Annotated in this window: 17 protein-coding genes; all 17 read left to right on the forward strand. The window is 65.1% G+C overall.

Annotated features, from left to right (window positions below; genetic code table 11):
* Positions 1–202 precede the first annotated feature (202 nt).
* The gene (gene mnmG, locus AC1DFU_RS24390) at positions 203–2158 is read left to right on the forward strand and encodes a tRNA uridine-5-carboxymethylaminomethyl(34) synthesis enzyme MnmG (RefSeq protein ID WP_441593511.1); all 1956 of its coding nucleotides are present in this window, start codon (positions 203–205) and stop codon (positions 2156–2158) included.
* Entirely contained in the window at positions 2159–2869 is a 711-nt protein-coding gene (gene rsmG, locus AC1DFU_RS24395) for a 16S rRNA (guanine(527)-N(7))-methyltransferase RsmG (RefSeq protein WP_092300348.1), read from the forward strand.
* Between the two features lie 71 nt (positions 2870–2940).
* Complete coding sequence (locus tag AC1DFU_RS24400) at positions 2941–3714, forward strand: ParA family protein (protein WP_092300345.1); 774 nt, start codon at positions 2941–2943, stop codon at positions 3712–3714.
* 32 nt (positions 3715–3746) lie between these two features.
* Entirely contained in the window at positions 3747–4649 is a 903-nt protein-coding gene (locus tag AC1DFU_RS24405) for a ParB/RepB/Spo0J family partition protein (protein ID WP_092300434.1), read from the forward strand.
* A 389-nt stretch (positions 4650–5038) separates the two neighbouring features.
* Positions 5039–5587, forward strand: a complete 549-nt coding sequence (locus tag AC1DFU_RS24410; RefSeq protein WP_092300343.1) for an ATP synthase subunit I — start codon at positions 5039–5041, stop codon at positions 5585–5587.
* A gap of 267 nt (positions 5588–5854) precedes the next feature.
* A complete protein-coding gene (gene atpB / locus AC1DFU_RS24415) occupies positions 5855–6724 on the forward strand; it encodes a F0F1 ATP synthase subunit A (protein ID WP_092300340.1) in 870 nt (289 codons plus the stop codon).
* 63 nt (positions 6725–6787) lie between these two features.
* Positions 6788–7054 carry a F0F1 ATP synthase subunit C gene (gene atpE / locus AC1DFU_RS24420; protein WP_092138471.1) on the forward strand — a complete coding sequence of 89 codons (267 nt, stop codon included), beginning with the start codon at positions 6788–6790 and terminating at the stop codon, positions 7052–7054.
* Positions 7055–7159: 105 nt separating this feature from the next.
* Entirely contained in the window at positions 7160–7630 is a 471-nt protein-coding gene (locus AC1DFU_RS24425; protein ID WP_092300337.1) for a F0F1 ATP synthase subunit B, read from the forward strand.
* A 2-nt stretch (positions 7631–7632) separates the two neighbouring features.
* Positions 7633–8175, forward strand: coding sequence for a F0F1 ATP synthase subunit delta (locus tag AC1DFU_RS24430; RefSeq protein WP_092300334.1), 543 nt, complete (start codon positions 7633–7635; stop codon positions 8173–8175).
* A 39-nt stretch (positions 8176–8214) separates the two neighbouring features.
* The gene (gene atpA, locus AC1DFU_RS24435) at positions 8215–9756 is read left to right on the forward strand and encodes a F0F1 ATP synthase subunit alpha (protein WP_092300331.1); all 1542 of its coding nucleotides are present in this window, start codon (positions 8215–8217) and stop codon (positions 9754–9756) included.
* A 74-nt stretch (positions 9757–9830) separates the two neighbouring features.
* Entirely contained in the window at positions 9831–10706 is an 876-nt protein-coding gene (gene atpG / locus AC1DFU_RS24440) for a F0F1 ATP synthase subunit gamma (RefSeq protein ID WP_092300327.1), read from the forward strand.
* A gap of 33 nt (positions 10707–10739) precedes the next feature.
* The gene (atpD, locus tag AC1DFU_RS24445) at positions 10740–12143 is read left to right on the forward strand and encodes a F0F1 ATP synthase subunit beta (RefSeq protein ID WP_092300324.1); all 1404 of its coding nucleotides are present in this window, start codon (positions 10740–10742) and stop codon (positions 12141–12143) included.
* Between the two features lie 109 nt (positions 12144–12252).
* Positions 12253–12669, forward strand: coding sequence for a F0F1 ATP synthase subunit epsilon (locus AC1DFU_RS24450; RefSeq protein WP_092300321.1), 417 nt, complete (start codon positions 12253–12255; stop codon positions 12667–12669).
* Positions 12670–13505: 836 nt separating this feature from the next.
* Positions 13506–14462, forward strand: a complete 957-nt coding sequence (locus AC1DFU_RS24455) for an alpha/beta hydrolase (RefSeq protein WP_441593512.1) — start codon at positions 13506–13508, stop codon at positions 14460–14462.
* Between the two features lie 64 nt (positions 14463–14526).
* Positions 14527–15615, forward strand: a complete 1089-nt coding sequence (gene hemE / locus AC1DFU_RS24460; RefSeq protein ID WP_441593513.1) for a uroporphyrinogen decarboxylase — start codon at positions 14527–14529, stop codon at positions 15613–15615.
* A 514-nt stretch (positions 15616–16129) separates the two neighbouring features.
* Positions 16130–18433: a primosomal protein N' gene (locus AC1DFU_RS24465; RefSeq protein ID WP_441593514.1), complete on the forward strand. Its 2304-nt coding sequence runs from the start codon at positions 16130–16132 to the stop codon at positions 18431–18433.
* 186 nt (positions 18434–18619) lie between these two features.
* Positions 18620–22588: a trifunctional transcriptional regulator/proline dehydrogenase/L-glutamate gamma-semialdehyde dehydrogenase gene (gene putA, locus AC1DFU_RS24470; protein WP_441593515.1), complete on the forward strand. Its 3969-nt coding sequence runs from the start codon at positions 18620–18622 to the stop codon at positions 22586–22588.
* The last annotated feature ends 63 nt before the right edge of the window (positions 22589–22651 follow it).

Consider the following 22651-nt stretch of genomic DNA (forward strand, 5'->3'; position numbering starts at 1 on the left):
AAAAAATGCATCAAATACGTCACAAATGACGTGCGTGGCGGAGATCACAGATTGTGTTCCACGTGAAACACTTCCTCCCACCATGTACCGCACCCGCCATGTTTCACGTGAAACATGGTGTCCGACCAAAGTCCCTCATGGGATTGCCGCTATAATTCGGCATCCTGAATTTTTCCGCCCAGCCTCCCGGAGGAGGTGTCCCATGCTTTACCCGAAAGAGTTCGATGTCATTGTCGTCGGTGGTGGTCACGCCGGCACCGAAGCCGCGCTTGCCGCCGCCCGCATGGGCTGCCAGACGCTGCTGTTGAGCCATAACATCGAGACGTTGGGTCAGATGAGCTGCAATCCGTCGATTGGCGGCATCGGCAAGGGGCATCTGGTCAAGGAAGTGGACGCCATGGGCGGTGCGATGGCGGCGGCCACGGACGAGTCCGGTATCCAGTTCCGCATCCTCAATTCCAGCAAGGGCCCGGCCGTCCGTGCCACGCGCGCTCAAGCGGACCGTGTGTTGTATCGCAAGGCGATTCGGACCCGGCTGGAGAACCAGCCGAACCTGATGCTATTCCAGCAGGCCGTCGATGACCTGATGGTGGAGGGCGACCGCGTGGTTGGCGCCATGACCCAGGTTGGCATCGCCTTCCGGGCGCGGGCTGTGGTGCTGACGGCGGGGACGTTCCTCGATGGCAAGATCCACGTCGGGCTGGATAACTACACGGGTGGGCGTGCCGGCGATCCGGCGGCGGTCTCCTTGTCGGCACGTCTGAAGGAATTGAAGCTGCCGCAGGGCCGGCTCAAGACCGGCACGCCGCCTCGTATCGACGGGCGCACCATCGACTTTTCGGTGATGGAAGAGCAGCCGGGCGATCTCGATCCGGTGCCGGTGTTCTCCTTCCTGGGCCGTCCGGAGCAGCATCCGCAGCAGCTGCCGTGCTGGATCACGCATACCAACAGCCGTACCCACGACATCATTCGCGGCGGCCTGGACCGCTCGCCGATGTACACCGGTGTGATCGAAGGGGTAGGGCCGCGTTACTGCCCGAGCATCGAGGACAAGATCCATCGCTTTTCGAGCAAGGAAAGCCACCAGATCTTCCTCGAGCCGGAAGGGCTGACGACGAACGAGTTCTATCCGAATGGCATCTCCACGAGCCTGCCTTTCGACGTGCAGCTCGATCTGGTCCATTCAATCCGCGGCATGGAGAACGCGCACATCCTGCGCCCCGGCTACGCAATCGAATATGACTATTTCGATCCGCGCGCGCTGAAGGCGTCGCTGGAGAGCAAGGCGATCCAGGGGCTGTTCTTCGCCGGTCAGATCAACGGTACGACCGGATACGAGGAAGCCGCCGCGCAGGGCCTGCTGGCCGGTATCAACGCGGGCTGTTTTGTGCGCGAGCGCGATGCCTGGACGCCGCGTCGCGACCAGGCCTATCTCGGTGTGCTGGTCGATGACTTGATCACGCGTGGCGTGACCGAGCCGTACCGGATGTTCACGAGCCGCGCCGAATTCCGTCTGAGCCTGCGTGAAGACAACGCGGACATGCGCCTGACCGAGATGGGGCGCGAACTGGGCGTAGTCGATGATGCCCGCTGGGACGCTTTCAATCGAAAGCGCGACGCTGTTTCACGTGAAACAGAGCGCCTGAAGAGCACGTGGGTCAACCCGACGCTGCTGCCGGAAGCCGACGCCGTGCCGCTGCTCGGCAAGGCCATCGAGCGCGAGTATTCGCTGGCTGATCTGCTGCGGCGCCCCGAGGTCACCTATGAGGCACTGATGGCGATGCAGGATGGCCGTCATGCGCCGGAAGGGGTGCTCGATGCAGACCCGATGCTGGCCGAGCAGATCCGCGAGCAGATCGAGATCGGCGTGAAGTACCACGGGTACATCGCCCGCCAGGCCGCCGAGGTGGACAAGCTGGAAGCCAACGAGGCGACAAAGCTGCCGCCTAATTTCGACTACACCGAGGTGCGCGGGCTGGGCTTCGAGGTCAGCCAGAAGCTGAACCAGCATCGTCCGGAAACGCTCGGGCAGGCGTCGCGGATCTCGGGCGTCACGCCGGCCGCGATCTCGCTGCTGTTGGTACACCTCAAGAAGAAGGGCATGGGGCGCGGTGCGTCCGCTGCCGCGCCGGCCGGCAACGGCCAGGAGGCTGCCTGAGTGGGCGGCCCCCGACACCCCGCGATCGACGACGCCGCGCAACGCCGCCGCCTGGAAGCCGGGTTGGCGGCCATCGGCCTGACACTGGCGCCGGCCCAGATCGACACGCTGTTCGCCTACCTGACGCTGCTGCGCAAGTGGAACAGCGTCTACAACCTCACCGCCATCCGTCATCCTGACGAGATGCTCACGCACCATCTGCTCGATTCGCTGACGGCCGTCCCCGCGTTGGCGGAAGCCGCGCGCGCCACGGATGTGGCCGAGCCGGCCCAAGGCAGGGTGCTCGACGTCGGCTCCGGCGGCGGCATGCCCGGGCTGCCGTTGGCGATTGCCTGTCCGGACGTGTCCGTGCTGATGGTCGACATCGTCCAGAAGAAGACCGCGTTCCTGACACAGTGCCGCGCGCAGCTTGGGCTGTCCAACGCCGCCGCGCATTGGGGCCCGGTGGAGAAGCTCGAGGACGCCAGCGGCTATGCCGTGATCACGTCGCGGGCGTTCGCGGAGTTGACCGATTTCGTGAGCCTGTCTGGCCAATTGCTGGCGCCGGGCGGGAAGCTGATCGCGATGAAGGGTATTTATCCACAGGCGGAGATCGATCGCATGGAAGCTGCTGGACTGATGGCGACGTGGCAGGTGGAGGCGGTACCGAAGCTGACGGTGCCGGAACTGGATGCGGAACGGCACCTCGTGGTGCTGTCGCGCCGGTCATGAACGATAATGTGAACAATTCAGCACAAACCGGCCTCGCGCCGGCGGTAAGCACTGAGGAGCAGCAAGCGCCTATGGCCAAGGTATTCGTGATCGCCAACCAGAAGGGCGGTGTGGGCAAGACCACCACCACGGTGAATCTGGCCGCCGGGCTGGCTGCGCAGGGGCAGCGCGTGTTGCTGGTGGACCTCGATCCGCAGGGCAATGCCTCGATGGGCTCCGGCATCGACAAGCAGTCGCTCGAACACAGCGTGTACCAGGTGCTCGTGGGGCTGTCGACGGTGCAGCAGGCGCGCCAGCGTTCCGAGTCCGGCCGCTACGACGTGGTGCCCGCCAACCGCGAACTGGCCGGTGCCGAGGTGGAACTCGTCGAGTTGGACCAGCGTGAGCGCCGGCTCAAGCAGGCGCTGGCCGAGGTGGATGGCGAGTACGACTTCGTGCTGATCGACTGCCCGCCGTCGCTGTCCCTGCTGACGCTGAACGGCCTCTGCGCCGCGCACGGCGTGATCGTGCCGATGCAGTGCGAGTACTTCGCGCTGGAGGGCCTCTCGGACCTCGTCAACACGATCAAGCAGGTCCACGCGAACCTGAACCGCGAGCTGAAGGTGATCGGCCTGCTGCGCGTGATGTTCGACCCGCGCGTGACGCTGCAGCAGCAGGTGTCGGCGCAGCTGGAGGCCCACTTCGGCGACAAGGTGTTCAAGACCGTGATTCCGCGCAACGTGCGGCTGGCCGAGGCTCCGTCCTATGGCATGCCGGGCGTGGCGTTCGACGCCGCGTCGAAGGGCGCCAAGGCGTATCTCGATTTCGGCGCGGAGATGATCGCGCGCGTGCGGCAGCTCGGTTGAGCGTCGCGGATTAGGATAGAAGGATGGCGACCATGAGTACCGCGAAGAAGAAGGGCCTCGGCCGTGGACTGGAGGCACTGCTGGGCGGCCCCGCCGAGATCGTCGAGACCGCGAAGCAGGAGGGCGCGCCCACCGTGCTGCGCCTGGAACAGCTGCAGCCGGGCAAGTACCAGCCGCGCACGCGCATGGACGAGGGTGCGCTGCAGGAGTTGGCCGCGAGCATCCGCGCGCAGGGGCTGATGCAGCCGATCCTCGTGCGCCGTGTGGCCGAGCCGGACCGCTACGAGATCATCGCTGGTGAACGCCGCTTCCGCGCCTCGAAGATCGCGGGCCTGGACAAGGTGCCGGTGCTCGTGAAGGACGTGGCCGACGAGGCCGCCGCCGCGATGGCGCTGATCGAGAACATCCAGCGTGAAGACCTGAACCCGCTCGAGGAAGCGCAGGGCATCATGCGGCTGATCCGCGAATTCCAGTTCACGCACGAGCAGGCCGCCGAGTCGGTCGGCCGCTCGCGCAGCGCGGTGTCGAACCTGCTGCGCCTGCTGAACCTGGCCAATCCCGTGCAGACGATGCTGATGGCGGGCGATCTCGACATGGGTCACGCGCGCGCGCTGCTGGCCGTCGACGGCGCCAACCAGATCACGCTCGCCAACCAGATCGTCAACAAGCGGTTGTCGGTGCGCGAGACCGAGAAGCTGGTCACGTCGACGCTCAAGCCGTTCGACCTCAAGTCGCTCAAGCAGAAGACCGGCAACGGCACGCGTGACGTGGCGCGCCTGGAAGAAGAATTGTCCGATACGCTGGGCCTGGCCGTGCAGATCAAGCTCGGCGCGCGCGGCAAGGGTCAGCTGACGATCCACTTCACCAGTAACGACGCCCTCGACGGCGTGCTCACCCGCCTGCGCGAGCCTGCGGACGGCCAGCGCGTGGCCTAGCGTCATCCGCGCGTTACGGCAACCGCTTTGTGCCCCGGAGGCACGCGGTTGTCGGCCTGTTGCGACAATGCCGCGATGTCCGTCGCGGCGCTTCCCACAATCTGCGCGATAACCGAACGGCTTGCACCGTCGAAGGGCAGGGTGCACCGCTCGCGCGCAGGTCAAATCGCCATCATGCGGCCCGTTGCGCGCGCAATCCAATTACGTCTTGCGTCATTGCCGCGCAATATCCCGCCAGCCATCATGGAGGCGTGATAGCAACCGTTGTGCGCAACATGCTGCAAGCTAACTGAAAGCAGATTGACTCGTCTCGTGGATTCCCCGTAGAATCGTGCGGTTTGAATTCTGGCCGGACCCGAAAAGTTCCGGCCTGGAACGAGGCTAGGCAGGTGGTGGTACGAGACCGACAGCAAGACCCTTCGCTGGACCGTGCAGCGTCTCCGGATCAACCGAATACCGCTCGTCGTTACGACGACTGGAGCGATCGGGATGATGACTGGGGCGATGATGGCGCGAATGAAGAACAGGCTGTCGATCCGCTATCGCGTGCCGATGCGGTGACGCTGCTGGGCGAGCGTGCGCTGCGCCCGTCGCGGATGACACCAGCCAGGGTGGTGATGGCGCAGGTTGTTGTGACGCTGCTGTCGGCCTTGGCCTGGGCGGTGTTCGCGCAGGAGCAGGCGGCGTCGGGCTGGTCGGCGTTCTTTGGCGGCACGGTGTGTTTCGTGCCGAGCGGTTTCTTCGCGCTGCGCCTGTGGATGTCGCGCGGGCAGCCGTCGGTCGGCGGCCTGGTGGCCGGCGAGGCGATCAAGGTCTTCGGCACCGTCGCACTGTTCGTGCTGGTGGTGGTGCTGTACCGCGATCTGCGCTGGGTACCGATGCTGGTCACGTTCCTGTTGGCGCTGAAGACATATTGGGTGGCACTCGCGATTCGCTGAGTGGATTCCTGAAGCGGTGGCCGGATGCAAGGGTCGGCTGCCGATTCAAATGAGGCACCCCTCCGGAATATCAAGAGGTTTCAGTTTCACGCGCGGCGGGCCCACGAAGGGGCCAGTGCCGCGTGAGCAAGGTTTGCCCAGAACAACGAGGCGGCTTGCCTGGCGGTGACCGGTCACGTGACCGAAGGCCATGCAAGACGCGTACCGGGCTTCCGCCAGAGCGGGGGCCAGTACCTATCCATTTCGCAATATACGGTTCGCAACGACATGTCAGCAGAAGCTACGCAAGGCGCAGGGCATACGCTCACACCCTCAGGCTATATCGCCGAACATTTGCAGAACTTGAATTCGATCGGCGGGAAGCAGCATTCCGTGGTCGATTTCAGTGTCATCAACTATGACACGGTGTTCTGGTCCGTCCTGTGCGGCGTGCTCGCACTCTCGTTCCTCTACGCCGCCGCGCGCCGCGTGACGCCTGGCGTGCCGGGCCGCTTCCAGGCCTTCGTGGAAATGATCGTCGAGATGGTGGACGACCAGGCCAAGGGCATCATCCACGGCGACCGCTCGTGGATCGCCCCGCTGGCACTGATGGTGTTCTGCTGGATCACCGTGATGAACGCGATCGACTTGATCCCCGTGGACTGGGTCACCGGCCTGAACCACCTGCTGGGCGTGTTCCACATCCACCTGCCGCACCACCGCGCCGTGGCCACTGCCGACCTGAACGGCACGCTGGGCATGTCCTGTGCCGTGCTGGTGCTGATGATCTACTACAGCTTCAAGATCAAGGGCGTGGGCGGCTTCATGCACGAGCTGTTCTCGGCCCCGTTCGGCGCCAAGTGGTACCTGGCCCCGTTCAACCTGATCCTGAACGTCATCGAATACCTGGCCAAGGCCGTCTCGCTCGGCATGCGGTTGTTCGGCAACATGTACGCCGGCGAACTGGTGTTCCTGCTGATCGCGCTGCTGGGTTCGATCTGGACGTTCAGCGGCGACCTGTCCGCGCTGGGCTTCGTCGGTCACGTGATTGCTGGCGCCGTCTGGGCCATCTTCCACATCCTGATCGTGCTGCTGCAGGCATTCATTTTCATGATGCTGACGCTGGTGTACATCGGCCAGGCTCACGATCACCACTGATTTCAAGGTTTTTGGTTTTTTGGTTTTTTGGTTCTAAGTCTCTCTCAATTTAAAGGAGTCATCATGCAAGCATATCTCGCCAACATCCAGGGTCTGACCGCTATCGGCATCGGCATCATCATCGGTCTGGGCGCCATCGGTGCCTGCCTGGGTATCGCCCTGATGGGCGGTAAGTACATCGAGGCATGCGCACGTCAGCCCGAGCTGATGAACCCGCTGCAAACCAAGATGTTCCTGCTGGCTGGCCTGATCGACGCGGCATTCCTGATCGGCGTGGGTGTTGCAATGCTGTTCGCCTTCGCCAACCCGCTGCTGGCTGTCATTCAGTAAGTCTTTTCGGTCTGCATGATGCTGACGGGCGGCGCAGGCCTCAGTCCGATGGCCTGGCCGCCCTTGTGCATTTATCTGTAGTTTGATTACCGAAAGGAACACACCATGAATCTGAACGCAACGTTTTTTGCGCAGATGGTCGTGTTCTTCATCCTGTGGTGGGTTGTTGCCAAATTCATTTGGCCGCCGCTGGTGAAGGCGCTCGACGAACGCGCAAAGAAGATCGCCGATGGCCTCGCCGCTGCCGAAAAAGGCAAGGCCGAGCTCGAACTCGCTAACAAGCGTGTGGACCAGGCTATGGCCGAAGCCCGCACCGAGGGTGCTCAACGCGTCGCTGACGCCGAGAAGCGCGCCCAGCTGACGGCCGACGAGATCAAGCAGAACGCCCAGGCAGAAGCCGCACGCATCATCGCCCAGGCCAAGGCCGAGGCGGATCAGCAAGTGACCCGCGCTCGCGAACAGCTGCGCGACCAGGTCGCCACGCTGGCCGTGAAGGGCGCCGAGCAGATCCTCAAGCGTGAAGTGAACGCGCAGGTGCACGCCGACCTGCTCAATCAACTCAAGGCTGAGCTCTAATCATGGCTGAAACCGCAACCATTGCCCGTCCCTACGCCGAGGCGCTGTTCCGCGTCGCGAGCGAAGCCGGTGCAGGCAACCTGGGTGCATGGTCCGAACTGGTGTCGGAGATGGGGCAGGTTGCTGCCAATCCCGACATGAAGGCGCTTGCCGACGATCCGAACGTTTCCGCCCAGAAGCTGGCGGAAGTGTTCCAGTCGGTGCTGAAGAGCCCGGTCAACGACGAGGCACGCCGCTTCGTGAACCTGCTGGCGGAGAACCACCGCCTGACGGTGCTGCCGGAAATCGCCGAACAGTTCCATGCGCTCAAGAACGCCCGCGAGGGGTCGTCCGACGTCGAGATCACCAGCGCTTTCCCGCTGGAGACCTCGCAAGTCAACGAACTGGTCGCCGCACTCGAACGCAAGTTCGGCCGCAAGCTGTACGCACAGGTGGCGGTGGACCCGTCCCTGATCGGCGGCGTGAGCGTCAAGGTCGGCGACGAAGTGCTCGACACCTCCGTGCGCGCGCGCCTGGCCGCCATGCAAGCCGCGCTGACCGCCTGACCGCAACGGCCGACGGATTGAAGAATTAGGAGCATTGTGATGCAACTGAACCCCTCAGAAATCAGCGAGCTGATCAAGTCCCGCATCTCGGGTCTTGGCGCCGACGCTGAAGTGCGCAACACCGGCACGGTGATCTCCGTGACCGATGGTATCTGCCGCGTGCACGGCCTGTCCGGCGTGATGCAGGGCGAGATGCTGGAATTCCCCGGCAACACCTTTGGCCTGGCGCTGAACCTGGAGCGTGACTCCGTGGGCGCCGTGGTGCTGGGTGAGTACGAACACATTTCCGAAGGCGACACGGTGAAGTGCACCGGCCGCATTCTGGAAGTGCCGGTGGGACGCGAACTGCTGGGCCGCGTGGTGAACACGCTGGGCCAGCCGATCGACGGCAAGGGCCCGATCAACGCCAAGGAAACGGACGTGATCGAGAAGGTGGCCCCGGGCGTGATCGCACGTCAGTCGGTGAGCCAGCCGGTGCAGACCGGCCTGAAGTCGATCGACGCGATGGTGCCGATCGGCCGTGGCCAGCGCGAGCTGATCATTGGCGACCGCCAGACCGGCAAGACCGCCGTGGCTGTCGACGCCATCATCAACCAGAAGGGCAAGGGCGTCTTCTGCGTGTACGTGGCAATCGGCCAGAAGGCTTCGACGATCGCCAACGTGGTGCGCAAGCTGGAAGAGCACGGCGCGATGGAATACACCGTCGTCGTGGCCGCTGCCGCTTCGGACTCGGCCGCCATGCAGTACCTGGCCGCCTACGCCGGCTGCACGATGGGCGAGTACTTCCGCGACCGCGGCGAAGACGCGCTGATCGTCTATGACGACCTGACCAAGCAAGCCTGGGCCTACCGCCAGGTGTCGCTGCTGCTGCGCCGCCCGCCGGGCCGCGAAGCCTACCCCGGCGACGTGTTCTACCTGCACTCGCGTCTGCTTGAGCGTGCTGCCCGCGTGAACGAAGACTACGTGTCGAAGTTCACCAACGGCGCCGTGACCGGCAAGACCGGCTCGCTGACCGCGCTGCCCGTGATCGAAACGCAGGCTGGCGACGTGTCCGCCTTCGTGCCGACCAACGTGATCTCGATCACCGACGGCCAGATCTTCCTGGAAACCGACCTGTTCAACGCCGGTATCCGCCCCGCTATCAACGCCGGTATCTCGGTGTCGCGCGTCGGTGGTGCTGCCCAGACCAAGGTCATCAAGAAGCTGTCCGGCGGTATCCGTACCGACCTGGCCCAGTACCGTGAACTGGCTGCGTTCGCGCAGTTCGCCTCGGACCTGGACGATGCCACCCGCAAGCAGCTGGAGCGCGGCCGCCGCGTGACGGAACTGCTGAAGCAGCCGCAGTACCAGCCGCTGCAAGTGTGGCAACTGGCCGCGTCGCTGTACGCCGCGAACAATGGCTTCCTGGACAACGTGGACGTGAAGGACATCCTGCCGTTCGAGAAGGGCCTCCACGACCACCTGAAGACCAAGTTCGCCGATCTCGTCAACCGCATCGAAGATACCAAGGATCTGTCGAAGGACGACGAGGCCGCACTGCGTGCCGCGATCGAGGATTTCAGGAAGTCCGCCGCGTTCTAACCGCGTAATTCCACGGATCGTGCCGCGCGCCCGGAGTAACGGTGGCGCGGCGCGAAACGAATGGAGAGGAAGATATGGCCGGAACGAAAGAGATTCGAACCAAGATCAAGAGCGTGCAGAACACGCGCAAGATCACCAAGGCGATGGAGATGGTCGCCGCGTCCAAGATGCGCAAGGCGCAGGAACGGATGCGGAATGCCCGCCCCTACGCCGAGAAAGTGCGGAATATCGCGGCGCACCTGGCTACGGCCAACCCCGAGTTCAAGCATCCGTTCATGCAGGCCCGCGATGTAAAGCGCGCTGGCATGATCGTGGTGACGACGGACAAGGGCCTGTGCGGCGGCATGAACACGAACGTGCTGCGCGCGGTGACCAACGAACTGAAGACCCTGCAGGGCCGCAACGTGGACGTACAAGCGACCGCGATCGGTACCAAGGGCATGCAGTTCCTGGGCCGCATTGGCGCCAAGGTGGTCTCGCATGTGGTGCACCTCGGTGACACCCCGCATCTGGAAAAGCTGATCGGCGCGATCAAGGTCCAGCTCGACGCATTCGCCAATGGCGAGGTCGACGTGGTGTACCTAGCGTACACCAAGTTCATCAATACGATGAAGCAGGAGCCGATGGTCGAGCAACTGCTGCCGCTGGCAGCCGACAAGCTCAGCCAGACCGAAGACGAAAAGCGTGCCTACTCGTGGGATTACATCTACGAGCCTGACGCCCAGACCGTGGTGGAAGAGCTGCTCGTCCGCTACGTCGAAGCGCTGGTGTACCAGGCCGTKGCCGAGAACATGGCGTCCGAGCAATCGGCGCGCATGGTGGCCATGAAGGCTGCTTCCGACAACGCCAAGAACGTGATCGGCGAACTGCAACTGGTCTACAACAAGACCCGTCAGGCAGCGATCACCAAGGAACTGTCGGAAATCGTCAGCGGTGCCGCTGCGGTCTAAGGCGTCAAGTATTCAAGCTATCGGAGATACGAAATGAGTATCGGAAATATTGTGCAGTGCATTGGCGCCGTGGTGGACATCGAGTTCCCGCGTGACGCAATGCCGAAGGTGTACGAGGCGCTCGTGCTGGAAGAATCCGGCGACTCGTCGTTTGCCGAGAAGGGCCTGACCTTCGAAGTGCAGCAGCAGCTGGGCGACGGCGTGGTGCGTACGATTGCCCTGGGCTCGTCCGACGGCCTGCGCCGCGGCATGCCGGTCAAGAGCACTGGCGCTGCCATCTCCGTGCCGGTGGGCCACGGTACGCTGGGCCGCATCATGGACGTGCTGGGTCGTCCCATCGACGAAGCCGGCCCGATCCAGGCTGACGAGCTGCGCGGCATCCACCAGAAGGCCCCGAAGTTCGACGAACTGTCGCCGTCGGTGGACCTGCTGGAAACCGGCATCAAGGTGATCGACCTGGTCTGCCCGTTCGCAAAGGGCGGTAAGGTTGGCCTGTTCGGCGGCGCCGGTGTGGGCAAGACCGTGAACATGATGGAGCTCATCAACAACATCGCCAAGCAGCACAGCGGTTTGTCGGTGTTCGCCGGCGTGGGCGAGCGTACCCGTGAAGGGAACGACTTCTACCACGAAATGAAGGACTCGAACGTGCTCGACAAGGTGGCCATGGTGTTCGGCCAGATGAACGAGCCGCCGGGCAACCGTCTGCGCGTGGCGCTGACCGGCCTGACGATGGCTGAGCGCTTCCGTGACGAAGGCCGCGACATCCTGTTCTTCGTGGACAACATCTACCGCTACACGCTGGCCGGTACCGAAGTGTCCGCACTGCTGGGCCGTATGCCTTCCGCCGTGGGCTACCAGCCGACGCTGGCCGAGGAAATGGGCAAGCTGCAGGAGCGCATCACGTCGACCAAGACTGGCTCGATCACGTCGATCCAGGCCGTGTACGTGCCTGCGGATGACTTGACCGACCCGTCGCCCGCCACGACCTTCCTGCACTTGGACTCGACCGTGGTGCTGTCGCGTGACATCGCAGCGCTGGGTATCTACCCGGCCGTTGACCCGCTCGACTCCACGTCGCGTCAGCTGGATCCGCAAGTCGTCGGCACGGAGCACTACGAAGTGGCCCGCCGTGTACAGCAGACCCTGCAGCGCTACAAGGAACTGCGCGACATCATCGCGATTCTGGGCATGGACGAACTGTCGCCGGAAGACAAGCTGGCTGTGTCCCGCGCCCGTAAGATCCAACGTTTCCTGTCGCAGCCGTTCCACGTGGCCGAAGTGTTCACGGGTTCGCCGGGCAAGTACGTGCCGCTGAAGGAAACCATCCGTGGTTTCAAGATGCTGGTGGATGGCGAGTGCGATCACCTGCCGGAACAGGCGTTCTACATGGTCGGTTCGATCGACGAAGCCTTCGAGAAGGCCAAGAAGCTCCAGTAAGCGGTGGGTTTCGCCTTCATGCACCGTGGCAACTGCCGCGGCCCGCGTGGAGGCGAAAACTTGCTTCCTGGTATCGGGAAGCTAACGCTTTCAGGAGAAAGGATCTGATATGGCAACCATTCTTGTAGACGTCGTCAGCGCGGAAGCGTCGATCTTCTCCGGTCAGGCGAAGTTCGTGGCGTTGCCGGGCGAGACGGGTGAACTGGGTATTCTGCCGGGCCACACGCCGCTGATCACCCGCATCCAACCGGGTGCGGTGCGCATCGAGAAGGAAGACGGTAGCGAAGAGTTCGTATTCGTTGCCGGCGGTATTCTCGAAGTCCAGCCGAAGCACGTAACTGTGCTGGCCGATACTGCCATCCGCGGTAGCGATCTGGACGAAGCCAAGGCGCAGGACGCCAAGCGTGCGGCCGAGGAACTGATGCAGAACCAGGGCAGCGACCTGGACCTGGCGCGCGCACAAAGCGAGCTGGCCGTGGCCGCTGCGCAGCTGGCTGCCATCGCCCGTCTGCGTCGTAAGAAGTAAGCAGTTAAGTAGGACTGGCGCACCTGTTGTTTTTTCGGTGCGCCATGGAAAAAGGCAGCCATGTGGCTGCCTTTTTTGTTCGACGGGCGCTATATTTTCCTGCCTGGACCACAAAAAAAAGCGCGCGGGCCGGGGAGGCTCCGCGCGGACGGGAAAATCCCTTCGAGGGGTCAATTCGAAGGAACGGGTTCGGTCCAGGATTTACTCACGAGCGCATCGGAGTCTTCTCTCCGCATCCTTGGCGAGGTCTCCGACATCACGTCCGGGGAAACTCAAGCCACGCGCCGATCGGTCTTTCCTGGTGCTCCGGATCGGCAAGTTCTGACTTGCTGGTCCGGAAAATCGGGATACTGCCAAGCAAACTCTTCAGGCTTTCTTCCGCATCCCCTTATTTTTCAATGCTTTACGGGTGGGGACACTTCACACCAGCGCTTCGGTGTGTCAATGCATTGTGGGGGAAACTTCTGGGGATGGCAGTAACAAAATGTATCGTTTTGCAAGTAGTTGAAAGCCCGGCGAGTAAGAAACCGGCGTTTTAGACGCTTTTATGCGCCGATCGAGGCCCAATCTGCACACGGATCGCCGCAGCCCCGGCAAGCCAATGTTAAGACATTTAAGCGCTAGGCTACTGAATGCATTAGGTTTTCTGCGAATGCATAATCCGTACTCCCCACTTTTGGGGGATAAAGAAAACTCCCGCTTTAAAACTGTGTTCGGTAGCGCCTCTAGCGTTACGATTCGATACGGTTCAAGCGCACCCTTCGCCGCTTTGTTTCCTTCGTCGCCCTCCGCCGGGCGATTACACTGGCGCCAGTTCAGATTTTCCACGACGCGCCATGGCCATCGACCCCCAGATTCTCGCCTATTACCAACGCATGGCCGAGCAATACGCCGGCCAGCCCGTACCCGTTGATGCGTCCGCGCGCCGCGCACGCTTCGACGAGGTGGCCGCGCAGTCGTTAATCGACGACCCGGCGGGCATGGCCGTTACCGACATCACGATCGAGACCGGCACGGCGTCGCTGCCTGTGCGCCTGTTCCGTCCTGCCGATGTGGAACCCCCACGCCTGATCGTCTATTTCCATGGCGGCGGCTGGGTGGTTGGCTCGCCGCGCACCCACCACACGGTGGCCGCCTTGCTGGCCGAAGACACGGGTTGCGTGGTGGCCAGCGTCGATTACCGGCTCGCGCCTGAACACGCTTTTCCTGCGCCGTGCGATGACGCGATCGGCGCCGTGCGCGCGCTGGCGGCAATGCGCGAGGCGCTCGACGTCGATCCGACCTTCCTCGCCGTGGCCGGCGACAGCGCGGGCGCGCACCTCGCCGCCGTGGCCGCCCGCGAGGTCAATGCCGCCGCCGGCGCCCCGGTCGTCAACGCGCAGCTGCTGATCTATCCGGTCACCGCACCGGTGCTGACCACGGAGAGCTACCGCGCCTTCGCCGACGGTCCGGGCCTGACGCGTGACGAGATGGCCTGGTTCTGGACCCAATTCATCGGCGTCGATGCCCTGGTGCGTGGCCCCGAGACCACCGACCCGCGCATCCATTTGATGGCCACCGCGCCCTCGCGGCCGCCGCCGGCCAGCGTGGTGCTGGTCGCCGCCAACGACGTATTGCGCGATGACGGCCTCGCCTACGCCGATTTTCTCGTGCGCCACGACGCCCCGGTCGTCACGATCGAGGCCAGCGGTATGACCCACGGCTTCGCGCGCCTGCAGCCGGACGCGCCGCGCGCCCGCGAGTGGATGCGCCGCGCCGCGCAAGCCTTCGTCGGCATCTTCGACGAGGCATGACACCTTTCCCGGACACCGTGTGGCGGCGGGCATCCCTTAGAATGGCGGTCTTGAGAGGATGACCATGACCGCATTGCAGAACGATACCTTCCTGCGCGCGCTGCGCCGGCAACCCACCGAGTACACGCCGCTGTGGCTGATGCGCCAGGCGGGCCGCTACCTCCCCGAATACAACGCCACGCGCGCCCGCGCCGGCAGCTTCCTCGGGCTGGCGAAGAATCCCGCCTATGCGACGGAAGTGACGCTTCAGCCGCTGGATCGCTACACGCTCGACGCCGCGATCCTGTTCTCGGACATCCTCACCGTGCCGGACGCGATGGGCCTCGGCCTGTCGTTCGCCCAGGGCGAAGGTCCGCGTTTCGCGCACCCGCTGCGCACGGAAGGGGATGTGGCCAAGCTCGCCGTGCCGGACATGGCTTCCCTGCAATACGTTTTCGATGCCGTGAGCGAGATCCGCCGCGCGCTGATCCAGGACGGCCGCCAGCGCGTGCCGCTGATCGGCTTCTCGGGCAGCCCGTGGACGCTGGCCTGCTATATGGTCGAAGGCGGCGGCTCGGACGACTTCCGCACGGTCAAGGCGATGATGTACGGCCGCCCGGACCTGATGCATCGCATCCTCGACATCAACGCCCAGGCGGTGTCCGCCTACCTGAACGCCCAGATCGAAGCAGGCGCCCAGGCCGTCATGGTGTTCGATACCTGGGGCGGCGCGCTGGCCGACGGCATGTACCAGCGCTTCTCGCTCGAATACATGCGCCGCGTGCTGGCCGGCCTCAAGCGCGAGCACGAGGGCCAGCAAATCCCGGCGATTGTCTTCACGAAGGGCGGCGGCCACTGGCTCGAGCAGATCGCCGAGATCGGCCCGGATGCCATCGGCCTCGATTGGACCGTGAACCTCGCCCAGGCCCGTCGCCGCACGGGCGGCCAGGTGGCGTTGCAGGGCAATATCGATCCGACGGTGCTGTTCGCGCCCGAAGCCGCCATTCGTGAGCAGGTGCGTGGCGTACTCGACACCTACGGGGCAGGCGGTGGCAGCGACGGCCACGTGTTCAACCTCGGCCACGGCATCTCGCAGTTCACGCCGCCCGAGAGTGTTTCCGTGCTGGTGGACGAAGTGCATCGTTACAGTCGCACCCTGCGCGGCGCGCGCTAACACAGGCTCCCGGCCGTTTGAAATACCCCGCGTCGCAGCGACGCGGGCCCGTGCGCCGGCCTTGTGCACGGGGAGGCTCACGGCAAGGGCTGTCAAGTAAACTATTTTTTGATTTGTCTCCAAAAAGGTGCCGATGGGTCGTTGTCAAGGCTTGACTTATGCACACTGATAGGTTTGCGGCAGTGCACGAGCGGGTTACCCCTTAACTCAGTTGGGGGGTCTTCGCAAGTCCTTGATTCATAAGACTTTGAATCTTCTTCAAGCGAGCCCGCGACAGCGATGGAACCTTGGATTCAAGCGCCTTCCGGGGAAGATGGAGCGACTTTTCAACAAAGTTATCCACAGGCACTTCGGGGGAAGTGGAAAACCATCCATGGATCATCGACTTAGGGTCACATTTGAAGTTTTACTTTAAGTTGATGTTGCGCCGCACACAGACTTTTCTCATGGTGTCGACCATGCGTCGCATGCACAACGATTGCGCATCTGGACTGCACCAGTCGGGGGTCCGTCGATGACCGCCCCGGCGCTCCACGTCGCGCAAACATCACAGACATTGGAAGCCGATCCCGCCCCTGCACCAGCGCCGATCGTGCGCGTTGCGCTCGATACGCCCGCTGACGATTGCTTCGACTACGTCGCCGCGCACGATGTGGCGCCGGGTGACCTTGTCGTGGTGCCATTCGGCCGCCGCAGCATGGTCGGCGTGGCCGTGGAGATGGCCGACAGCAGCGATGTGCCTGCAGACCGCCTGCGCCCGGTGGAGCGCCATATCGGCTGGATGCCCCCGGTGAATGCCGAATGGATGGCGCTGGCGCGTTTCGCGGCGCGCTATTACCACCGGCGGCTGGGCGAGGTCATGCTGCCCGCGCTGCCGCCTTCCCTGCGCGAGGCCGAGACGTGGGACCGCCTCGGCCAGCGCGCCCAAAGCACGCAGTACCGGGTACGCGACGGGCAGGGCGACGCCTTGCTCGCCGCCGTGCCCACGCGCGCCCGCACCGCCCACGCGCTGGCTGCCGCCCTGGCCGCAACGCCGGACTGGATCGGCCTGACCGACGCCCGCGCGCTCTGCACCGCCGCCCCGGCCCGGCTGGCCGAATGGGAGGCCGCCGGCTGGATCGAATCGTCCATTGCGGCCCGCAGGCTGCTCGATATTGCGCCAGACCAGCCGCCCTCCGTCGCCCCCCCCCTTCACGACGAGCAGCGGCAGGCCGTGGACGCCATCGGCAGCGCCGAAGGCTTTGCGCCGTTCCTGCTGCACGGCGTGACCGGCAGTGGCAAGACCGAGGTCTACCTGCACGCCATGGCGAGCCTGCTGGCCGCCGACCCCGCCGCACAGATCCTGATGCTCGTGCCTGAGATTAATCTCACGCCGCAGCTCCAGGCGCGCATCGCCGCCCGCTTCCCGCACGAGCCGCTGGCCGTGCTCCATAGCGGGCTGGCGGATCAGGAGCGCAGCCTGCAATGGCTGGCCGCCCATCGCGGCGAGGCGCGCATCGTTCTGGGTACGCGGATGGCGGTGCTGGCGTCGATGCCGCACCTGCGGCTGATCGTTGTCGATGAAGAGCACGATACGTCATACAAACAGCAGGAAGGGTTACGCTACTCGGCGCGCGATCTGGCCGTCTGGCGAGCCAACCAGTTGAAGATCGGCATCGTGCTGGGTTCCGCCACGCCGTCGATGGAGACCTGGCATCGGGCGGAGCAGGGCGCCTACCGCAAGCTCGTGCTGCGCGAGCGCGCCCAGGCAGACGCCGCGCTGCCCACGGTGCGGCTGATCGACCTGAACCATGAACGGCAGCGTCAGCGCCATCTGTTCGAAGGGCTGTCCGTGCCGCTGCTGGACGCCATTCAGCAACGGCTGGAGCGCGGCCAGCAAAGCCTGCTGTTTCTGAACCGGCGCGGCTATGCGCCGGTGCTGGCCTGCGATAGCTGCGGCTGGCTCTCCGGCTGCCCGCGTTGCTCGGCGTACCTCGTGCTGCACCGGCCGGAGCGCCGGCTGCGCTGCCACCACTGCGGGCTGGAATCGCCGGTGCCGCATCACTGCCCCGACTGCGGGAATGTCGACATTGCGCCACTTGGGCGCGGAACCCAGCGCATCGAGGAGGCCCTCGCCACGCGCTTCCCGGACGCCCGCATCGCCCGGATCGACGCCGATTCCACGCGCCGCAAGGGCACCGCGCAGGCGATGTTCGACGAAGTCCACGCGGGCGAGGTCGACATCCTGGTTGGCACGCAGATGGTGGCCAAGGGCCACGACTTCCAGCGCGTGACGCTGGTCGGCATCGTCCATCCGGACGCCGCGATGTTCAGTCACGACTTCCGCGCCGCCGAGCACCTGTTCGCGTCGCTGATGCAGGTCTCCGGCCGCGCGGGCCGGGCCGGGCTGCCGGGCGAAGTCCTGATCCAGACCCGTTACCCGGACGCCCCGGCGTTGCAGGCGCTGGTCCGGCATGACTATGATGGATTTGCCGCCAGCCAACTGCGCGAGCGCCGTCAGGCCGGCCTGCCGCCGTTCGCGTACCAGGTGCTGGTCACGGCCGAGCACGGCCAGCTCGAACGGGCGCTGGCCTTCCTCCAGGCCGCGCGCGAACGGGCCGATGCCTGTGCGCTGGCGCCAGAGGTGCAACTCCACGACCCGGTGCCGATGTCGATGGTGCGCATCTTCAACAAGGAGCGGGCGCAGATGCTGGTGGAAGCGAGCGCGCGCCCGGTTTTACAACGGTTTGTGAGCGAGTGGGTGCAAACATTTGGCGAGGTCGGCAGCGCCGTGAAGGGGGTGCGCTGGCAGCTGGAGATCGACCCGCTGCGGATCTAGACGGCGTGCAAAGTGTTGTAGTGGTGCAACCGTCGCACCCCTTCGCAGGCTAAGGGGTTGCACTAGGTTGCACCTCGCAATTTTCCGAGGGTAATATCGCGGCAGCCCTGAAGCGGCCGGGGCTCGCGTGCGCACCGCGCGCGGACCGCGTGGCCGCTTCCCCCCGCTTTTCGGAGAACTGCTCGCATGGCCACCACCACCCTCGGCGTCAAGCTCGACGACGCCTCGCGCGACCGCCTCAAACGCGTTGCCCAATCGATCGACCGTACCCCGCACTGGCTGATCAAGCAGGCGATCTTCACGTATCTGGAGCAGGTCGAACGCGGCCATCTGCCGCACGAAGGCGGGTTCAGCGCCGGCGCAGACGCCGAGGGCGGTGACACCGAGGTGCAACCGGGCGATGCCGCCCCGCAGCCGTTCCTCGAATTCGCCCAGAGCATCCAGCCGCAGTCCGTGCTGCGCGCCGCGATTACCTCGGCCTATCGTCGCCCGGAAACCGATTGCGTGCCGGTGCTGCTGGAACAGGCCCGCCTGCCGCAGCAACAGGCCGACGCCGCGATCAAGATGGCCAAGACGCTGGCCCAGCGCCTGCGCGAGCAGAAGGTGGGCACCGGCCGCGAAGGCTTGGTGCAGGGCCTGATTCAGGAATTCTCGCTGTCGTCACAGGAAGGCGTGGCGCTGATGTGCCTGGCCGAAGCGCTGCTGCGCATTCCCGACAAGGCCACGCGTGATGCGCTGATCCGCGACAAGATCAGCGGCGCCAACTGGCAGTCGCACCTGGGCCAGAGCCCGTCCCTGTTCGTCAACGCCGCCACCTGGGGCCTGCTGCTGACCGGCAAGCTGGTGGCCACGCATACGGAGTCAGGGCTGTCGAAGGCGCTGACGCGCATCATCGGCAAGGGCGGCGAGCCACTGATCCGCAAGGGCGTGGACATGGCCATGCGCCTGATGGGCGAGCAGTTCGTGACCGGCGAGACCATCTCCGAGGCGCTCGCCAACGCCCGGAAATACGAGGCCGAAGGCTTCCGCTACTCGTACGACATGCTCGGCGAAGCCGCCATGACCGAGGCCGATGCCCAGCGCTACCTGGCCTCCTACGAGCAGGCCATCCACGCCATCGGCCAGGCCTCGCGCGGCCGGGGCATCTACGAGGGCCCGGGCATCTCGATCAAGCTGTCCGCGCTGCATCCGCGCTACAGCCGCGCCCAGCACGAGCGCGTGATCTCGGAACTCTACGGCCGCCTGAAGTCCCTGACGATGCTGGCGCGCCAGTACGACATCGGCATCAATATCGATGCGGAGGAGGCCGACCGCCTCGAAATCTCGCTCGACCTGCTCGAACGCCTCTGCTTCGAACCCGATCTGGCCGGCTGGAACGGCATCGGCTTCGTGGTGCAGGGCTACCAGAAGCGCTGCCCGTTCGTGATCGACTATGTGATCGACCTGGCGCGGCGCAGCCGGCACCGCCTGATGATCCGCCTGGTCAAGGGCGCCTATTGGGATAGCGAGATCAAGCGCGGGCAGGTCGATGGCCTGGAGGGCTACCCGGTCTATACGCGCAAGGTTTATACCGATGTGTCGTACATCGCGTGCGCGCGCAAGCTGCTGTCCGTGCCCGATGCGATCTATCCCCAGTTCGCCACGCACAACGCGCACACGCTTTCGGCGATCTACCAGATTGCCGGCCAGAACTACTACCCCGGCCAGTACGAGTTCCAGTGCCTGCACGGCATGGGCGAGCCGCTGTACGACCAGGTGGTGGGCCCCCTCGCCGAGGGCAAGTTCAACCGGCCTTGCCGGATCTACGCGCCGGTGGGCACGCATGAGACGCTGCTGGCCTATCTGGTGCGCCGCCTGCTCGAAAATGGCGCAAATACGTCGTTCGTGAACCGCATTGCCGACGACACCATCGCCCTCGACGAACTGGTGGCCGACCCGGTCGCCGTGGTCGAGCAGATGCACAAGACCGAAGGCACGCTCGGCCTGCCCCACCCCCGCATCCCGCATCCGCGCGCGCTGTATGGCAAGTCGCGCGCCAATTCGATCGGTATCGATCTGTCGAACGAGCATCGGCTGGCGTCGTTGTCGTCGGCGCTGCTGGCCGGCACCAGCGACACCGTGCGTGCCGAGCCGCTGCTGGGCGGCGATGTGTCGCGCGCCGACGCCGTGTTCGCCCCGGTGCTGAACCCGGCCGACCACCGCGACGTGGTGGGCCACGTCAGCGAAGCCACGCCCGATGAGATCGAGGCCGCGCTGGCCGCCGCTGTCAACGTGGCGCCGATCTGGCAGGCCACGCCGCCCGAGGTGCGCGCCGCCGCCCTGGAGCGTGCCGCCGATCTGATGGAAGCGCAGATGCAGTCGCTGATGGGCACCATCATGCGCGAGGCCGGCAAGACCTTCTCGAACGCGATTGCCGAAGTGCGCGAGGCCGTCGACTTCCTGCGCTACTACGCGGTGCAGGTGCGGGACGGCTTCTCGAACGATACCCATCGCCCGCTAGGCCCGGTGGTCTGTATCAGCCCGTGGAACTTCCCGCTGGCGATCTTCACCGGCCAGGTGGCCGCCGCGCTGGCCGCCGGCAACCCGGTGCTGGCCAAGCCGGCCGAGCAGACCCCGCTGATCGCCGCCCAGGCCGTGCGCCTGCTGCGCGAGGCCGGCGTGCCGGCTGGTGCCGTGCAACTGCTGCCGGGCCGCGGCGAGACCGTAGGCGCCATGCTGGTGGGCGATGCCCGCGTCAAGGGCGTGATGTTCACCGGCTCCACCGAGGTGGCGCGCCTGCTGCAACGCAACGTCGCCGGCCGCCTGGACGCCGCCGGCCGTCCGATTCCGCTGATCGCAGAGACCGGCGGCCAGAACGCGATGATCGTGGATTCGTCCGCGCTGGCCGAGCAGGTGGTGGCGGACGTGGTGTCCTCCGCCTTCGACTCGGCGGGCCAGCGCTGCTCCGCGCTGCGCGTGCTGTGCCTGCAGGAAGACGTGGCCGACCGCATCCTGGAAATGCTCAAGGGCGCGATGGGCGAGCTGACGCTGGCCAACCCGGACCGCCTCTCGACCGACGTCGGCCCGGTGATCGACGACGAAGCGCGTACCGGCATCGTCCGCCATATCGAGGCGATGCGCGCCAAGGGCCGCCGCGTGCACCAGGCCGATCCGGGCGCCGCGCAGTCCGCCGCCTGCCGCCACGGCACCTTCGTGCCGCCCACGCTGATCGAGCTGGAAAGCCTTGAAGAACTGCAACGCGAGGTCTTCGGCCCGGTGCTGCACGTGGTGCGCTACCCGCGCGCCGCGCTCGACACGATGATCGACCAGATCAACGGCACCGGCTACGGCCTGACGCTGGGCATCCATACGCGGATCGACGAAACCATCGCCCGCATCGTGGATCGTGCCCATGTGGGCAACCTGTACGTGAATCGCAACATTGTGGGTGCAGTGGTCGGCGTGCAGCCGTTTGGTGGCGAGGGCCTGTCCGGCACCGGCCCCAAGGCGGGCGGCCCGCTCTACCTGCACCGGCTGCTGTCGGTGTGCCCGCAGGACGCCGTGGCGCGTACCGTGCGCGGCGCCGATACCAATGGCGGGGCACAGGTCGCGCCGGTCTCGTCCGGCCTGGCCGCGCTGAAGGCGTGGGCGCAGGGCTCGCAACCCGAACTGGCCGCCGCCTGCGACCGCTTTGCCGAGGCGAGCCCGTCCGGCCTGGCCGTGACGCTGCCCGGCCCCACCGGCGAGCGCAATACCTACTCGCTGCTGCCGCGCGAGCGGGTACTGTGCCTGGCCCAGCAAGAGGCCGACCTGCTCACCCAACTGGCCGCCGTCCTGGCCGTGGGCGCCCAGGCGTTGTGGCCAGACACCACTGCAAACAAGGGCTTGCTGTCGCGCCTGCCCCAGGCAGTACAATCGCGCGTCCGCCTGGCCGCCAACTGGCAAGATGCGCAGGCCGCGGACGCCGCTTTCGACGCGGTGCTGCACCACGGCGATTCCGACCAGCTGCGTACCGTCTGCGAACAGGTGGCCCAGCGGCACGGTCCCATCGTCGGCGTGCAGGGGTTGGCTCACGGTGAACCGAATGTCGCGCTGGAGCGTTTGTTGATCGAGCGTTCGCTGTCCGTCAACACGGCGGCTGCGGGCGGCAATGCAAGTCTGATGACGATCGGCTAAGTATTAAGCAAGTCCTTAGTTGATCGGTTGTCGATGCGTGCGGTGGGGGCCGGCGATCCCGAC

The organism is Cupriavidus sp. 10L45, from assembly GCF_056395225.1.

Coding starts and splice junctions, on each gene's coding strand:
- atpA (WP_092300331.1), top strand. CDS start 8,215: ATGCAACTGAACCCCTCAGAAATCAGCGAGCTGATCAAGTCCCGCATC.
- AC1DFU_RS24465 (WP_441593514.1), top strand. CDS start 16,130: ATGACCGCCCCGGCGCTCCACGTCGCGCAAACATCACAGACATTGGAA.
- AC1DFU_RS24400 (WP_092300345.1), top strand. CDS start 2,941: ATGGCCAAGGTATTCGTGATCGCCAACCAGAAGGGCGGTGTGGGCAAG.
- AC1DFU_RS24450 (WP_092300321.1), top strand. CDS start 12,253: ATGGCAACCATTCTTGTAGACGTCGTCAGCGCGGAAGCGTCGATCTTC.
- AC1DFU_RS24425 (WP_092300337.1), top strand. CDS start 7,160: ATGAATCTGAACGCAACGTTTTTTGCGCAGATGGTCGTGTTCTTCATC.
- mnmG (WP_441593511.1), top strand. CDS start 203: ATGCTTTACCCGAAAGAGTTCGATGTCATTGTCGTCGGTGGTGGTCAC.
- hemE (WP_441593513.1), top strand. CDS start 14,527: ATGACCGCATTGCAGAACGATACCTTCCTGCGCGCGCTGCGCCGGCAA.
- putA (WP_441593515.1), top strand. CDS start 18,620: ATGGCCACCACCACCCTCGGCGTCAAGCTCGACGACGCCTCGCGCGAC.
- AC1DFU_RS24455 (WP_441593512.1), top strand. CDS start 13,506: ATGGCCATCGACCCCCAGATTCTCGCCTATTACCAACGCATGGCCGAG.
- atpE (WP_092138471.1), top strand. CDS start 6,788: ATGCAAGCATATCTCGCCAACATCCAGGGTCTGACCGCTATCGGCATC.
- atpB (WP_092300340.1), top strand. CDS start 5,855: ATGTCAGCAGAAGCTACGCAAGGCGCAGGGCATACGCTCACACCCTCA.
- AC1DFU_RS24405 (WP_092300434.1), top strand. CDS start 3,747: ATGAGTACCGCGAAGAAGAAGGGCCTCGGCCGTGGACTGGAGGCACTG.
- AC1DFU_RS24430 (WP_092300334.1), top strand. CDS start 7,633: ATGGCTGAAACCGCAACCATTGCCCGTCCCTACGCCGAGGCGCTGTTC.
- atpD (WP_092300324.1), top strand. CDS start 10,740: ATGAGTATCGGAAATATTGTGCAGTGCATTGGCGCCGTGGTGGACATC.